This is a genomic window from Burkholderia sp. AU33803, from assembly GCF_002223095.1.
GTDB lineage: Bacteria > Pseudomonadota > Gammaproteobacteria > Burkholderiales > Burkholderiaceae > Burkholderia.
Genome location: NZ_NKFJ01000009.1, coordinates 78678 through 93479, shown reverse-complemented (window position 1 = coordinate 93479; position 14802 = coordinate 78678). Strand labels below are relative to the sequence as shown.

Annotated in this window: 13 protein-coding genes and 2 pseudogenes; 2 read left to right on the top strand and 13 right to left on the bottom strand. The window is 70.1% G+C overall.

Annotation, left to right across the window (positions count from 1 at the left end; genetic code table 11):
- On the bottom strand, window positions 1-1368 hold the full coding sequence (locus tag CFB41_RS35020) for a sigma-54 dependent transcriptional regulator (protein WP_089459835.1): 1368 nt from the start codon (window positions 1366-1368) through the stop codon (window positions 1-3).
- A 344-nt stretch (window positions 1369-1712) separates the two neighbouring features.
- On the opposite strand from CFB41_RS35020, the gene CFB41_RS35015 reads away from it, so the two are divergent.
- Window positions 1713-2735, top strand: a complete 1023-nt coding sequence (locus tag CFB41_RS35015) for a sigma-54-dependent Fis family transcriptional regulator (protein WP_256941412.1) — start codon at window positions 1713-1715, stop codon at window positions 2733-2735.
- 22 nt (window positions 2736-2757) lie between these two features.
- On the opposite strand, the gene CFB41_RS35010 is transcribed toward CFB41_RS35015, so the two are convergent.
- The 11 genes and pseudogenes from CFB41_RS35010 to CFB41_RS34965 form a co-directional block, all read right to left on the bottom strand.
- A complete protein-coding gene (locus tag CFB41_RS35010) occupies window positions 2758-3708 on the bottom strand; it encodes a glycosyltransferase (RefSeq protein ID WP_089459834.1) in 951 nt (316 codons plus the stop codon).
- Window positions 3698-4783, bottom strand: coding sequence for a glycosyltransferase family 9 protein (locus CFB41_RS35005; protein ID WP_089459833.1), 1086 nt, complete (start codon window positions 4781-4783; stop codon window positions 3698-3700). The genes CFB41_RS35010 and CFB41_RS35005 overlap by 11 nt, the downstream gene beginning before the upstream one ends.
- Window positions 4780-5781 (bottom strand): glycosyltransferase family 2 protein, encoded by a 1002-nt coding sequence (locus CFB41_RS35000; RefSeq protein WP_089459832.1) that lies wholly within the window; start codon window positions 5779-5781, stop codon window positions 4780-4782. The genes CFB41_RS35005 and CFB41_RS35000 overlap by 4 nt, the downstream gene beginning before the upstream one ends.
- Window positions 5778-7514, bottom strand: a complete 1737-nt coding sequence (locus tag CFB41_RS34995) for a carbamoyltransferase C-terminal domain-containing protein (RefSeq protein ID WP_089459831.1) — start codon at window positions 7512-7514, stop codon at window positions 5778-5780. The genes CFB41_RS35000 and CFB41_RS34995 overlap by 4 nt, the downstream gene beginning before the upstream one ends.
- A 120-nt stretch (window positions 7515-7634) precedes the next feature.
- A pseudogene (locus CFB41_RS34990) lies at window positions 7635-8674 on the bottom strand (glycosyltransferase family 9 protein); the annotation flags it as partial.
- Entirely contained in the window at window positions 8671-9282 is a 612-nt protein-coding gene (locus CFB41_RS34985; protein ID WP_089459830.1) for an HAD-IIIA family hydrolase, read from the bottom strand. The pseudogene CFB41_RS34990 and the gene CFB41_RS34985, both read right to left, overlap by 4 nt.
- The gene (locus CFB41_RS34980; RefSeq protein ID WP_242808778.1) at window positions 9273-10055 is read right to left on the bottom strand and encodes an SDR family oxidoreductase; all 783 of its coding nucleotides are present in this window, start codon (window positions 10053-10055) and stop codon (window positions 9273-9275) included. Before CFB41_RS34980 ends, CFB41_RS34985 begins: the two co-directional genes overlap by 10 nt.
- A gap of 157 nt (window positions 10056-10212) precedes the next feature.
- Window positions 10213-10728 (bottom strand): hypothetical protein, encoded by a 516-nt coding sequence (locus CFB41_RS34975; protein WP_089459829.1) that lies wholly within the window; start codon window positions 10726-10728, stop codon window positions 10213-10215.
- Window positions 10682-10933, bottom strand: a pseudogene (locus CFB41_RS37955) (response regulator); the annotation flags it as partial. The gene CFB41_RS34975 and the pseudogene CFB41_RS37955, both read right to left, overlap by 47 nt.
- A gap of 191 nt (window positions 10934-11124) precedes the next feature.
- A complete protein-coding gene (locus CFB41_RS34970; RefSeq protein ID WP_089459828.1) occupies window positions 11125-12003 on the bottom strand; it encodes a BON domain-containing protein in 879 nt (292 codons plus the stop codon).
- 185 nt (window positions 12004-12188) lie between these two features.
- Window positions 12189-12557 (bottom strand): chemotaxis protein, encoded by a 369-nt coding sequence (locus tag CFB41_RS34965; protein WP_089460122.1) that lies wholly within the window; start codon window positions 12555-12557, stop codon window positions 12189-12191.
- 292 nt (window positions 12558-12849) lie between these two features.
- On the opposite strand from CFB41_RS34965, the gene CFB41_RS34960 reads away from it, so the two are divergent.
- Complete coding sequence (locus CFB41_RS34960; protein WP_089459827.1) at window positions 12850-14442, top strand: ATP-binding protein; 1593 nt, start codon at window positions 12850-12852, stop codon at window positions 14440-14442.
- A 9-nt stretch (window positions 14443-14451) separates the two neighbouring features.
- Here the strand turns inward: CFB41_RS34960 and CFB41_RS34955 are convergent, their stop codons facing one another.
- A complete protein-coding gene (locus CFB41_RS34955; RefSeq protein ID WP_089444021.1) occupies window positions 14452-14802 on the bottom strand; it encodes a four-helix bundle copper-binding protein in 351 nt (116 codons plus the stop codon).

Below are 14802 nucleotides of genomic sequence, written 5' to 3'. Positions count from 1 at the left end.
TCACGAATCCGGTTTTCCCGCATCGTCATCCAGTTGCGCGAGCCGGTTGTAGATCGTCTTCAGGCTGACATCGAGCACCTCGGCCGCCTGCGCCTTCACGCCCCCGCATTGCGCGATCGTGCCGAGGATCAGCTTGCGGTCGACTTCCTCGAGCGGCGTGCCGAACGGCACGGTGACGCGATCGTCATGCGAATCGACCATGCTCGACAGTTCGTCCATGATCGGCGGCGGCAGCGTATCGATCAGGTCCGTATCGCTGAAGATGCTCGCGCGCTGCACGAAGTTGCGCAGCTCGCGCACGTTGCCGGGCCACGCATAAGTCTTCAGCGCGTCGCGCGCGGCCGGCGCGAAGCGCAGGTTCCGGCCGCTGTCGGCGTTGAACTGCTGCAGGAATGCATCGGCGAGCATCGGGATGTCGTCGCCGCGTTCGCGCAGCGACGGCAGCGGAATCGGGAACACGTTGATCCGGTGGAACAGGTCGGGCCGCAGCTTGCCGTCGGCCATCGCGGCCTCCGGGTCGCGGTTGGTCGCCGCGACGATGCGCACGTCCACGTCGATCTCGCGCGTCGAGCCGAGCCGCGTGAGGCGCCCCGTCTCGAGCACGCGCAGCAGCTTGACCTGCGACTCGAGCGGCATCTCGGTGATCTCGTCGAGAAACAGCGTGCCGCCGTCCGCCCGTTCGAAGAAGCCCTTGTGCTGGCGCTCCGCGCCCGTGAAGCTGCCGCGGTCGTGGCCGAACATCTCGCTTTCGACGAGGTTCGCGGCGATCGCGCCGCAGTTCACCGCGAGGAACGGGCCGCGGCGGCGCAAGCTCAAGTCGTGCACCGTCTGCGCGGCCAGCTCCTTGCCGGTGCCCGATTCGCCCGTCAGCAGCACCGATGCCTCGGTGCGCGCCACGCGGCCGATCGCGTCGTAGACGGCCTGCATCGCGGGCGAGCTGCCGAGCATGCGGCCGAAGCGGCCGAGGCGCTGCAGTTCCGAACGCAGTTCGGCAATCTCTTCATGCAACGCGGTGGTGCGCGGCACGCGCGCGAAGATGCTGTTCAGCCGCTGCATGTTCAGCGGCTTCACCAGGTAGTCGGTTGCGCCGCGCCGCAGTGCGTCGATCGCGGTTTCGAGGCTCGCGTGGCCGGTGGTCAGCACCATTTCGCAATGCGAGCGCTTCGGCAACGCATCGAACAGGTCCATCCCGTTGCCGTCCGGCAGCACGAGATCGCACAGAACGAGATCGGGCGTATGCGTCGACACGAGCGTGCGCGCTTCCTCGAGCGTCGCGGCCGTGTCGCAGGCGAGTTGCTGGGTGCGGGCGAGCGTCGCAAGCATGGTGCGCGTATCGGCATCGTCTTCGACGATCAGAACATAGGGCATCGAGGCTCCTCGTGAAGCGGCCCGACCCTGTATGGCCGGAACCGCGACGGACGCGCAGCGCACCGTCTCCGCCTCGTTTCGCGGCGGCACGCGCCGCGCTGCGCATGACTGGATGGGCGAGCGCTCCTGCCCGGGATGCAACGCTTAGCAGTATAGAAGAATGGTGTCGTGCATTCTCCGCCTATCGAATAAATCTATCCGGCCGCGCGGCACGCATTGCAGATTCAATGTCTCACCGCCGGTATAACAGGTATTCTCGGTATAGGAAAACGGTGACGCATGCCACGTCATTTTTTCACCTGGTCTCGACGCATTCGGTCAAACTTCCCACTCGATATCACACCATGTCGAAATCCGTCGATGACGGCATGCGGCTTTTCGGCCGCTCGCGTACGATCCAGACCCTGTTGCTGAAGGTGTCGCGTGTAGCCGTCACGCGCGTCGGCGTGCTGATCGTCGGCGAAAGCGGCGCGGGCAAGGACATCGTCGCGCGGCTCCTGCACGACATGAGCCCACGCCGCCGCGGGCCGTTCGTTCCCGTCAATTGCGGCGCGATTCCGCACGACATTGCGGAATCGCATCTGTTCGGTCACGAGAAAGGCAGTTTCACCGGCGCCGTCGCGCAGCATGTCGGCATGTTCGAGGCTGCGCGCGGCGGCACGCTGTTTCTCGACGAGATCGCCGAAATGCCGGCCGAGCTGCAGGTCAAGCTGCTGCGCACGCTCGAGTCGAACACGATCGTGCGGGTCGGCGGCCACGAATCGATCCCGCTCGACGTGCGGATCGTCGCCGCCACCCATCACGACCCGGTCGAGGCCGTGCGCAGCGGGCGGCTGCGCGAGGACCTGTTCTACCGGATCGCGACGGTCGCGCTGCACGTGCCCGCGCTCAGGCAGCGCGAGGACGACGTCGACGAGATCGCGCTGCAGATCGTCGAGCGGCTGAATGCGCGGCACCGCACGAGAAAGCGGCTGTCCATGCAGGCGATGAAGGCGTTGCGCACCTATACGTGGCCCGGCAACGTGCGCGAGCTGCGCAATACGCTCGAGCGCGCGTTCATCCTCGCCGACGAGCAGATCGAACTGCAGCTGCCGCGCCGTGCGCCGCCGCGCGACGAATATCGTCACAACGCGATCACGCTGCATATCGGCACGACCCTCGCGCACACGCAGCAGCGCTTCATCGTCGCGTCGCTGCGCCATTTCAACGGCGACAAGCCGCGCACCGCAAAAGCGCTCGGCATCAGCCTGAAGACGCTGTACAACCGGCTCGCGCTCCTGCCCGAACAAGAACGGGAGGCGTTTCGCGGAACCGGCACGTCGAACCTGCCGAACGTGCCGAACCCGCCCGACGCGCCGACGCCCTGAGCCCGCGCGGCGCGCGTGCGGCTCAGGTCGCGACGTCGTGCAACGCCGCATCCCAGTCGCGCACGAACCGCTCGATGCCGAAGCGCTCGCATGCGTCGCGTCGCGCGGCGGCGCCCCACTCGCGTGCGAGATCGGGGTCGCGGATCAGCATGCGCATCGCATCGATCAGCACGGCCGGCCGCGTATCGGCCATGCCGTTGCGGCCGCTCCGGATGAGCAGCGCCATCTCGGTCGTCGCGAGCGCGACGATCGGCATCCCGATCATCATCGCCTCGATCACCGCGAGCCCGAGGCTCGTATAGCGGATCGGATTGAAGAAGAACCGGTAGTGCGACAGGAAGTGCGGCAGTGCCGGGTTCGGCACCTCGCCGATCCCGCCCAGCTCGGCCGAACCCATCCCGACCAGTTCGAGCGGCACGCTGTGACGCGCGGCCTCGAACAGGTCGGCGCCCAGCCGACGCCCGCGGCGCGCGAGGTTGTTCACGACCGTCACGCCTTTCGGCAATGTCCCGTGATACGCGACGTTGTCCGGCATCAGCACGCCATGCTCGATCACGCGTGTCGGGGTCACGCCGTTGTCCCACATCAGCGCGTTGAACGGCGTCACGTGCACCAGCAGGACGTTCGGATCCTGCACCGGATGCAGCGTATCGGTCGGATGCGCGCGCGGCGGATCGTGCTCGACGAACAGGGTCGGCAACGCACGCTGGTCATCGCTCAGCAGCATCAGGCGGTCGTGCTCGTAATGCTTCTGGTGCTGGTACAGCACGCAGTCGAATGCGGTGTCGCGCACGCACTCCGCCGGCACCTCGTGCACGTTGTCGCCCCAAGGCAGGTGCCCGACGCGGCCCGCATAGCCGGGCGGATCGTGCGGCTGCGTCACGAGGAAAAAATCGTGCGGCGCCTGCGACAGGTAATACAGGTAGTTGCCATGCACGTGCCAGGTCAGCACGCGCAGCCGCTTACGTGACATGACGCCTCTCCTCCGCCAGCAGTTCGCCCGCCCGCTCGACCACGTCGCCGACACCGATCGCCATCGCGCATTCGTGCCCATACGGGCACGTGTCGAACATGCACGGCCGGCACGCCGGATAGTTCGCGAGGACGCGATGCCGCGCGCTGTCGAGCGGCGCCCAGCGGGCCGTGTCGCTGCCGCACGCGACGACCACGCTCGGCGTGCCGAGCGCCGCCGCGACGTGCGACACGCCCGTGTCGTTGCACAACACCAGCCGTGCGCGTCCGATCAGCGCGGCAAGCGCGCCGAGCGGCGTGCGGCCGCACAGGTTCACGCAGGGCCGCGCGAGGTGCTCGGCGAACGCACCGGCCAGCGCCAGTTCCGCGCGCGTGCCGGTCAACACGATCTGCCAGCCGTCGTCGGCGAGCTGCCGTGCGGCGAGCGCGAAGCGCTCGACCGGCCAGCGCCGCGACGCCATCCGCGCGCCGGGATGCACGATCACGTAGCGCCCCGGATCGAGCGCATGCTCGTCGCACAGCACGTGCCACAACGCGTAATCCAGCCCGCCGAGCGGGAATTCGAGGTAGTCGCCCCATTCCGCATAGCCGAGCGCGCGCATCAGCGCCAGGTATCGCGTGACTTCCGGCTCGTCGTCCCGCCACACGAGCGTGTGGTCGAGCCGGGTCGCGCCACCGTCGGCCGGCACGAAGCCGGCCGTGCGCGTGGCCCCGAGCGACGCGACGATCGCGTTGGTGTGCGTGCCGCTGCCGTGCAGCTGAATCGCGAGGTCGAAATCCCGTGCGCGGCACTCGGCGATGAACGCTTCACGGGCGGCTGCGTCGGGCACCGGTTGTTCGCCGAGCCCCGGCGCACCGGGAAACGCAATGAAACCGTCGAGGTAGTCCGAGAAGCGCGACGCAAACTCGCGCGCCCACGGCAGCCCGATCAGCGTGATCCGCGCGTCGGGTTCTCCGCGCCGCAGCGCGCGCAACGCGGGCACCGCGCACAGCATGTCGCCGAGCTGCAGCGCACGGAACACCGCGATGCGCGTCGGCCGCCGCACGCGCTCGAAATCGGCAGGTTCGGTCGTCATAGGAACAGGACCCGGAAATGAAGCGCGCCGCGCATGCGCCAGTACAGCGACACGGGCGGAATCGCGATGGACGTGACGATCATCTCGGCCACGTGCGACGGCGTGAGCTGCGTGCCGCGCAGGCGCTTCACGCAGAACGCCGCGGTAATCACGGCCCACACCACCGCGCATGCCGCGCCCGGGGCCGGCCACCCGGCCGCGAAGCACACGATCGCGCCGAGCCCGGCGAGCACCGCCGCGTAGTAATGCCACGGCGGCACCGGCCGGATATGGCGGCGGTAGGTCGCACGGTGCTTCTTGTACAGCAGCGCGTCGAAATAGACCTTCGACTGCTGGCCGATGCTCGCGCCCCAGCGCGCCGGGCGCACCGGATGCACGATGCACGCCGCGTCGGCGTCGACGATCGGCCCCGCATGTTCGCGCAACGCGAACATCAGGTCCGCGTCCTCGCGCCAGGCGCGGGTGAAGCGTTCGTCGAAGCCGCCGACACGCTCGAGCGCCCCGCGCCGCACGAAACAGTTCGCGGTCGCGAATTCCGCATGCGCGAGGCCGGCCGCGTCGCGTTCGTAGTCGGTCGGGTGCGGCCGCAACGGCACGTCGATGCGGCCCGCGGCGGCGGATGCGGACGGTTCGGCCAGCAACGCGGCCGTGCCGTGGCGCAGCCACGCCGGATCGGGAATCGTGTCGTCGTCGGTGAACGCGATCAACGCGCCGCACGCGCTGCGCCAGCCGACGTTGCGCGCGCCGGCCGGCCCCTGCGTGGCGGGCGCGGTCATGTAGCGGATCGCCGGCACGTCGGTCACGCGCGCACGGCACCGCTCGACGACGGGCCGCGCGCTGCCGGCGGCGTCGTCGTCGACCACGATGATCTCGTAGGTCGTCGGGTCGAACACCTGCACGCACAGCGCGTCGAGGCAGCGTTCGAGCAGGTCGGGCCGCCGGTAGGTCGGCACGACGACCGACACGACCGGCGGCCGTTGCGTATCGCGCGCGTTCATCTCGGTTTCTCCAGCAGGAACGAACCGATCACGAGTGCGTCGAGCGGCGACGTCCAGAAGCATTCGAGCGCGTCGCGCGGCGAGCAGACGATCGGCTCGCCCCGTGTATTGAACGACGTGTTGACGAGCACCGGTACGCCGGTGAGCGCGTCGAACTCGGTCAGCAACGCGTGCAGCAGCGGATGCTGGGCCTCGTCGACGGTCTGCACGCGCGCGGTGCCGTCGATATGGCGCACGGCCGGAATCGTCGCTTCGACGCCGGGCGCGACGTCGTACACGAACAGCATGAACGGCGCGCGCAGCGGCGTGCGCCGTCCGCCGCGAAACCAGTGATGCGCCTTGCTTTCGAGCACGACCGGCGCGACCGGCCGAAAGTCCTCGCGATCCTTGATCTGGTTGAGCTTGCGCTGCATGTCCGGGTCGGTCGGCGACGCGAGGATCGAGCGTGCGCCGAGCGCGCGCGGGCCGAACTCCATGCGCCCCTGGAACCAGCCGATCACGCGGTTCGCCGCGAGCAGCGCGGCCGTTTGCGCGGCGACGTCGGCCAGCCGCCGGTACGGCAGCTGGGCGTCCTTCAGGAACGCCTCGATCGCATCGTCGCCATACGACGGCCCGAGATACGCATGATCCATCCGCCATGCGCCGCGCATCCGGAAGTCGGTCCACAACGCCGCGCCGAGCGCGGTGCCGGCGTCACCGGCGGCGGGCTGCACCCACACGTCGTCGAACGGGCCGCGATCGCGGATCTTCGCATTCATCACGCAGTTCAGCGCGACGCCGCCCGCCATCGCGAGCTGCCGCTCGCCGGTGCCGGCGGCCAGCCAGTCGACCGCCTGCAATGCCGTTTCTTCCAGCACGAGCTGCAACGCGTGCGCGATGTCGCAGTGATGCGGCTCGATCGGGCCGCCGCGTTCGCGCGGCGGGCCGAACAGCGCGACGAGATCGCCGTCGACGATGGCGTAGCGTCCGTCGCCGTCGTAGCGCACCAGCTGGCGCATCGCGTCGGCGAACACCGGCTTGCCATACGACGCGAGCGCCATCACCTTGTACTCGTCGGACGAATGCAGGAAGCCGAGGTAGCGCGTCACGCGTTCGTACAGCAACCCGAGCGAATGCGGCAGGTTCACCTGGCCGAGCCGCCGGTACGACCGGCCGTCGAACGCGCCGTAGCTGGTCGTCGCACGCTCGCCGCGCCCGTCCATCGTCATCACCGCGCAGCGCTCGAAAGGCGCCGCGAGAAACGCGCTCGCCTCGTGCGCGAGATGGTGCTCGACGAAATGCCAGCGGAACGGCCCGTCGTGCGTGACCCCGCGAAACCGCCGCTGCAGGTGGTGCGGCGCGCCGCCCGCGAGCTGGCGCGGCGCGTTCACGATCGACGACAGGAACAGCGGATGCCAGGGCGACGCCCCGCCGTTGCGCGGCGCGTGCGCCGACGGCGAAAGCGGCAAGGTCAGCGACGGCCCGGCCGTGTCGCGGTCGAGCTCGAACCACGGGTCGTACGAATACGCGACATGGTCGACGTCCGCGAGCGCGATGCCCGCCTCCGCGAGACAGTAGTCGATCGCATGGTAGGGCAGCTCCCAGGTCGAGAACGGTACCGGGCGCTTCGCGTGCTTCACGTGCGTGAAGCGCTCGTCCTCGGCGGCCGCGATCACGACGCCGTCGCGCACGAGGCACGCGGCACTGTCGTGAAAGGCGGCGTTGATGCCGAGCGTATGGATCGGTTCGGGCATGCGTCAGCTCCTCGAGATGGCGGGCGAGAACGGAATCACGTTCGACGGGCTCGCGTCGACCGGTCCGTCACCCTGCATGGCGGCCCGCACCGCCGCGCGCCGCGCATGGCGCATCCGACCGCGCAGCAGCGCGTGCACGGCGGCGACCGCATCGTCGACGCTCACCTCCCGCAGGCACGGATGGCCGGGTTGATCGCACACGCTGCGGTAGCAGTTGCGGCACGGCACGTCGACGTTCAGCACCCGGTGCGGCACCCGCCACGGCGTGTGCTGCGGATTGGTCAGCGCATAGAGATCGACCACCGGCGTGCCGAGCGCGGCCGCGAGATGCACCGGGCCGGAATTGTTCGACAGCAGCAGGTCGGCCGTCTCGACCAGCGCGCCGAGTTCGCCGAGCGACAGCACGCCCGCCAACGGCACCGCGCGCGGGCCCGCGCGGGCGCATACCGTGTCGACCAGCGCGCGCGCGCTCTCGCTACCCGTCACCGCGATCCCGTCGAACAGCGGCGCGACGCCGCGCTCGCGCCCGGATGCACGACGAGCCAGCGCGCCGATGCCGCGCCCGGCCGGCGCGGGCCGCCGATGCGCTGCAACGTGGCCCGCAACCGCGCACCGACCGCACGCCGCGCCGCGTCGCCGGGCTCGAACGCCATCCGCCAGTTCGACGTCGTGGCGCCGATCGCGCGCACGAGCGCGAGCTGCCGCGCCACCTCGTGCCGCACGTGCGACTCCGGTTCGCTTTCCGGTACGCGATCGGTCAGCAGTTCGTACGGGTTCTCGCGGCAATGCGCGAGCCGCAGCGGAATGCCCGCCAGCCAGCACATCATCGCGGCGGGCAGCGGGTTCTGGCTGTAGACGGTAAAGACCACGGCCGCATCGAAACGGCCGGCCAGCAGCCGATCGATCATGTCGAGATCGGCGACCGGATCGCCGCGCACGTCGGGGTGCTTGACCCACGGCGCATCGTAGGTCCACACGTCGTCGACCATCGGCAGGTGCGTCGCCAGCGCGGCGCCCGTGCGCGACGTCAGCAGCGTGAGCCGGCGCCCCTCGCCGCTTTCCTGCAGCGCGCGCAACGCGGGCGTCGTCATCAGCACGTCGCCGACGCTGTCGAGCCGCACGCACAGGACGCGTCGTGCGCGACGCCACGCGGCGTTCATCGCCGGCCCCAGGTGCCGTGCCGCCGCACGGCTTCGCGCGCGACGATGTCGGCCGCGCGGTCGACGCGATCGACGACGTGGTGCGGCGTACGCGCGGCGCCGGTGCGCCATTCGGTCTCGTGCCCGCAGTCGACGAGGATCGTGCGGCAACGCGCGGCGCGCCCGGCCTCGACGTCGTCGAGGATGTCGCCGATCATCCAGCTCCATTCGGGGACTGCGCCCAGCGTGGCCAGCGCGCGACGCAACATGCCGGGGCGCGGCTTGCGGCAGACGCAGTCAATCGTATAAGCGGGCACGCTGCCGCGCGGGTGATGCGGGCAGTAAAAAAAATCCGCCAGTGTCGCGCCGTTTGCTTCGAACAGTTCGGCGAGACACCGGCGGACCGCGCCAAGCTCGTTTTCGGTAAAGCGGCCGAGCGCGACGCCCGGCTGGTTCGAGACGACCACGATCGGCATGCCGGTCGCGCCGAGCGTGCGCAGCGCGCGCGCCGCGCCCGGTGCGAGGCGCATCCGCGCCGGATCGACGTTGTAGGGCACGTCGTCGAGCAACGTGCCGTCCTTGTCGATCAGCACGGCCCCGGGCAGCCCCCTTTCGCGCGTCAAGGCCATGACGTCTCCTTCATCGGCAGCACCATCACTTCCGGCACCACGGTGCCGGGCGGCTGCATCAGCACGAAACGCACGGCGGCCGCGACGTTCTCGGCCGGCTGCAGCGTGTCCGCGTCGATGTCCGGGAAGCGGTCGAGCAGGAACGGCGTGCGCATCCCGCCCGCGACGATCGCCGACACGCTCACGCCGGCCGGCCGCAATTCGGCATGCAGCGCATGCGACAGGCCGAGCAGCCCCCACTTCGTCGCGTGATAGGCGGACGCATTCGGCCACGCGCGCTTCGATGCGGTCGACGCGATGTTGACGATGTGCCCGGTGCCGCGCGCCTTCATCATCGGCACGGCGGCGTGGCACATCAGGTACGGGCCGAGCAGGTTCGTCATCAGCACCTGCCGCCACGCGTCGACGCTCACGTCGTCGATCGGCGCGGTCACGTCGATCGCCGCGTTGTTGACGATCACGTCGAGATCGCCGAGCGCTTCCCGCGCGTCGTGCACGACCTGCAGCACGGACGCCTCGTCGCGCACGTCGAGCGGCCGGCCGACCGCCTGCCCGCCGTGCCGTTCGAGCCGCTGCGCGACGGCGGCCGCACGGTCGCCGTCGAGATCGGCGACGATCACGTGCGCGCCGTGCCGCGCCAGGTCTTCGCAAATGGCCTCGCCGAGCCCGCGGCCGCCGCCGGTCACCAGCGCGACGCGGCCGGCGAGCGGCGTTTGGGCGGAATCGTGTTTGACGTCGTTCACCTGCACCTCCTTGCGAACGTCCGGACGCATCCGGACTGGCTGGGTGACGCTTGTCGCGACAAACGTCGATGCAGGAGATACAGCGAGAACCGTGCCGACTGGCCGGCGCCCGTGCCGCGCCGCGCGCCGGCACGCCATCGCTGGCTTTTTTATAAGCTGCTGTAAAAACCGCCCCGCACGGCCGCGCTCAGATCGCCAGCGCGTCCGGCGTCGCCTGCGCGCGGCGCTTCGCGAGCGCACGCAGGCAGTGCGCGATGCAGCCGGCGAACGCCTCGTCGAACCACGGCTGCGCGCCCGACACGCCGACCACGATCCCGCCGAGCGCGACGCCGCCCCACAGGTTCGTATCGCCCGCGCGCAGCCGGTATGGCTCGAGCGCCTGCACGACGTGGCCGTCGCGGCCCGTTTCCCACGACAGCCGCGCCTTCGCGCGCGCATACGCCCGGTAGTCGGCGTCCCAGTCCTTCGGGTCGGGCAACGAGAACTCGTACAGGATCGCGTCCTCGAACGGCGCGTCGTGCGGTCCGAGCGCGGGATCCATGATCACGATGTGCAGGCAGCCGCTGTCGCCGACGAAGTCGCTCTGCAGCGCGGCCGACAGGCTCGGCAGCAGCAGTTCGACCGCGGCGACCGCGGTCGGGCGGTCGACGAACGCGCTACCGGCGCGGCGGCCGGTCAGCGCTTCGAGTGGCGGGTGGGGCATGGGTTTCTCCAGAGGAAAATGCGAGGGCGCGCAACGGCGCGATCCGGTCGGCCGTTGCCGCGGGGTGGGTCAGGTGTAAGCGTGGAAACCGGCCTCGAGCGGCGCGCGTGCGGTCGCGGTCGCGCTCGCGCGCGTGGCCGGACAGCGCCCGGCTCTCGGGCAGCGCGCAGCCTTCTCGATCGTGCGCGGTGTCGATCTGGCGAACGACGCGCCGCTGGCAACGCGTCCGCCGGCGCGCAAACACGGCCGTGCATCTCGCATCGATCGCGAACGTGACGAAGCCGCCGCCGTACTTGCCGGTGACGATCACGAGCACTGCCCGCGCGGCATATCGTCGGTTCCCGTCGCCATGCGTGCGCGAGGCGATTCGGAGCGCGCCGGTTCGTGCACGAGGGCTCAGTGGTGCGGTTTGCGCTCGCGGTCGCGCTCGACGGTGCCCGGCTCAGGATCGAGCACGGCAGGCTGCGTCGGCGTCACGGTCCGCTGGTCGGGATGCAGCACCATCCGCGAATCGTGCTCGTCCTCGTCACGACGCACCCGCACGCGATTCTCGACGTCGCGCACGCCCATGCAGCGGTCGGCGAGATCCTCGATGCCATGCTTCATCCATCGCGCCGGCACCGTGCCGTCCAGTTCGACGCGGCCGTCCTGCACCTGCACCGTAACGTCGCTCACGTCGATCTCGAGGGCATGCGCGAGCCGCTCGCACACATCTTCGCGGATCCGCTCGTCCGATCGCGTATAGCCTTTCGGCCCGCGACGATGGCGCAGCGCGTCGCGTTCGGCGTCGCTGCCCAACCGCGACAAGTCCCGGGCGTCGCCGCCGTAGCGCGGATCGTCGCGCGGATCGCCATAGGCACGGTCGCGGTCGTACCCGCCCATCCGGTGATGCCCGCGAAACTCCGGGGGAACGCCGCGATACGGGCTTTCCCGCCAGTCGCGGCCCTGCGCGTGATAGTCGCGTTCGCCGTAGCCGGAATCGGGTTCGCGCGCCGGCCGGCGCGGGAAGTCGCCCTGCCAGCCCGCATCGGCCCCGCCGCGCCGCTGGCCGACCGGCCGCGCCGCGCGTTCGCTCCATTCGCTGCCCCAGTCTTCCGGACCGACGTCCTCGCTCGCGAAGCGGCGGTACGCCGGCTCGTCGCCCGCGTCGGGCCATCGCGACGGATCGTCCGGGCTGCCGCGCTCGCCGGCGCCTCGGGGTGCGCGTTCGTGGCGCTCCTGCCAGTCGGGCGGCCCGCCGCGTCCGCCGTGCCGTCCGGGATATCGTCGTTGCATCGTGCCCCTCCTTGATCGCGCCTGCGCCGCGCACGGCCCCATGCCGTGTCACGGCGCGCGTCGGTCAGGTCGAATGCAAGTCGCGTGCCGAGGTCGTGGCCGATGGGAGACCGACGCGCATCGCAACGGCATTCCGCTGCAGGGCACCTTATCTGCAATGCGATTGCAGTTTTTGCGTGCCGGGGTCACGGCGTGCCGTCATCGTCCGCCTCGTCCCCGTCATCGGCTTGCGTCGTGCCGCCGGGCTCGCTCAGCCGCTCGGTGCGGTCCGGCTTGATGTCCATGCTTTCATCGAGGGTCGAATCGCCGTCCGCCGACGCGCGCTCACCGGTGCCCGCACGGTCCGTATCGCTGTCGAGCGACGCATCGCCGCGTTCGAGCGCGTGATCGTCGAGCGGCGAATCGACGTCGAACGGATGACGCCGCGCGCCGGCCGTGTCGCTGCCGCTGTCTGACGAATCGCTCGGACCCAGCGCGCGGCCGTCGCGGCCGCGGCTGGCATTGTCGTCGTCCGGTTCGGCCGGTTCGTTGTCGGGGTTCAGCGTGCTGTTCATGGCGTTCTCCTTGCAAGGCTCGCGGCCGCGGGCAGCCCCGGCACGGCCGGCGGAATGCACGCGCATGCAATCGGCATGCCGCGCCGCACACCGGAACCGCTCACGTGCGGCCGGAACGGCGATCGGCACGACCGATGCGCACCCATTGATCAGCCGAATTGAGTTCCCTTATGCTTCCGAGGTGCCAATCCCCTAAGCTTTCGGGGTGCCAATCCGATTCGTACCGCCGCCGCCGGCCCGCCCGACGGCGACCGGGCGGCGCTCGCCCGCCCGTCTTCGACAAGCCGCTCCGATGATGAAAGACGACATCAATCCTCGCTCGCCTCCGCCGCCGCTCGGGCAATCCGACGCGCGCGACCTGTTGCACCGCTTCGCCGAGTTCCGGTTCCAGACGGTCGTCGAGTCGATCACCGACTACGCGGTGTTCATGCTCGACCCGTACGGCAACGTCGCGACCTGGAACGCGGGGGCCGCGCGCATCAAGGGCTATCGCGCCGCGGAGATCGTCGGTCACCACTTCTCGCGCTTCTATCCGCCCGACGCGATCGCGGCCGGCCGGCCGTCGCTCGGGCTCGCCGAAGCGGCCGCCAACGGCCACTTCGAGGACGAAGGCTGGCGCGTGCGCAAGGACGGCTCGCAGTTCTGGGCGAGCGTGACGATCACGCCCGTGCACGATCACTCGAACCAGCTCTGCGGCTTCATCAAGATCACGCGCGACATGACCGAGCGCAAGCGCCTCGAGGAGCTCGAAGCGTCGACGCACCGGCTCAGCGTGTTCATCGCGATGCTCGCGCACGAACTGCGCAACCATCTCGCGCCGTTGCGCCACTCGGTCGGCGTGCTGCAGAGCCTGGCCAACCCGGCCCCTGCGCTCGCGCAGTGCCGCGACGCCGTGCATCGTCAGGTCACGCAACTGACACGGCTCGTCGACGACCTGCTCGACGTCGGGCGCATCACCGCCGGCAAGCTCGAGCTGAACGACCGCCCCATTACCGTGCGCGACATCGTGTGCCGCGGCGTCGAAAGCATCCAGCCGAAGCTGGCCGCGCGCGGGCAGCACATCCACGTCGATCTGCCGGCCGATGCCGTGCCGCTGCACGGCGACGACGCGCGGCTCATCCAGGTGCTGCACAACCTGCTCGACAATGCGTCGAAGTTCTCGCCGCTCGGCGGACGCATCGACGTCGGCGCCACGATCGAGGGGCCGGTCGTCGCGATCCGCGTGACCGATCGCGGCGTCGGCATCGCGCGCGACGCGCTCGAAACCATCTTCGACCTGTTCGAGCAGGAAAGCGGGGCGGGCCGGCGGCCGGCCGAAGGGTTCGGGCTGGGGCTCGCCATCTGCCGGACGTTCGTCGAACTGCACGGCGGGCGCATCTCGGCCGAAAGTGCCGGGCCCGGTCACGGTGCGACGTTTACGGTGCGGCTGCCGATCGACCGCATGGCGCGCGCGACCCGCGTCGAGGTGCGCGGGCCGATCACGTCCGTGCAGACGGACACGACGCCGCTCCGCATCGTCATCGTCGACGACAATCGCGATTCGGCCGACACACTCGCCGTGCTGCTGCAGGTGAAAGGGCACGCGCCGCGCGTCGCCTACAACGCGCACGACGCCCTGGCGCTCGCCCGCGACTACGCTCCGCAGTTGATGATCCTCGACCTCACGATGCCCGAGGTCGACGGCTTCACGCTCCTGCACGAGCTGCGCGCGATCGACGCGCTGCGCGACACGACCTGCGTCGCGCTGTCGGGACATGCCAGCGCGGCGGACCTGCAGCGCACCGCACGCGCAGGCTTCGACGAGCATCTGGTGAAGCCCGTCGAAATAGCCGTGCTCGACGCACTGCTGCAGCGCGTCGAGCACCGGGTTCGCCGCACACCGTGACCGCCGGGCTCAAGCCACCGCGCGACACATCGCCGCGCATGCTTCACACGCGAGCGCGCAGCGGCGGCAATGATCGTGGGCATGCCGCAGGCACTCGGCCGCACACAAGTCGCAGGCCTGCGCGCACAGCGCGCAGACGCTGGGCGTGAGCACACTGCGGCGCGCCATCGCGCCCGACGCGAAGCGGCACAGCTGCGCGCATTCGATGTCGAGCGCGATGCAGTCGGCCAGCGCCTGCGCGTCGCGTTCGGTGAGGCACGCGGCCGTACACGCATCGCACGCGTGTGCGCACGCGTCGCAGGCGGCCATGCAGTTGTCGTATGGAGCGTTCATCGCCGTCCTCCCGGTTTCGGTTGACAT

Coding starts and splice junctions, on each gene's coding strand:
- CFB41_RS35020 (WP_089459835.1), bottom strand. CDS start 1,368: ATGCCCTATGTTCTGATCGTCGAAGACGATGCCGATACGCGCACCATG.
- CFB41_RS35015 (WP_256941412.1), top strand. CDS start 1,713: ATGTCGAAATCCGTCGATGACGGCATGCGGCTTTTCGGCCGCTCGCGT.
- CFB41_RS35010 (WP_089459834.1), bottom strand. CDS start 3,708: ATGTCACGTAAGCGGCTGCGCGTGCTGACCTGGCACGTGCATGGCAAC.
- CFB41_RS35005 (WP_089459833.1), bottom strand. CDS start 4,783: ATGACGACCGAACCTGCCGATTTCGAGCGCGTGCGGCGGCCGACGCGC.
- CFB41_RS35000 (WP_089459832.1), bottom strand. CDS start 5,781: ATGAACGCGCGCGATACGCAACGGCCGCCGGTCGTGTCGGTCGTCGTG.
- CFB41_RS34995 (WP_089459831.1), bottom strand. CDS start 7,514: ATGCCCGAACCGATCCATACGCTCGGCATCAACGCCGCCTTTCACGAC.
- CFB41_RS34985 (WP_089459830.1), bottom strand. CDS start 9,282: ATGGCCTTGACGCGCGAAAGGGGGCTGCCCGGGGCCGTGCTGATCGAC.
- CFB41_RS34980 (WP_242808778.1), bottom strand. CDS start 10,055: ATGCGTCCGGACGTTCGCAAGGAGGTGCAGGTGAACGACGTCAAACAC.
- CFB41_RS34975 (WP_089459829.1), bottom strand. CDS start 10,728: ATGCCCCACCCGCCACTCGAAGCGCTGACCGGCCGCCGCGCCGGTAGC.
- CFB41_RS34970 (WP_089459828.1), bottom strand. CDS start 12,003: ATGCAACGACGATATCCCGGACGGCACGGCGGACGCGGCGGGCCGCCC.
- CFB41_RS34965 (WP_089460122.1), bottom strand. CDS start 12,557: ATGAACAGCACGCTGAACCCCGACAACGAACCGGCCGAACCGGACGAC.
- CFB41_RS34960 (WP_089459827.1), top strand. CDS start 12,850: ATGATGAAAGACGACATCAATCCTCGCTCGCCTCCGCCGCCGCTCGGG.
- CFB41_RS34955 (WP_089444021.1), bottom strand. CDS start 14,802: ATGTCAACCGAAACCGGGAGGACGGCGATGAACGCTCCATACGACAAC.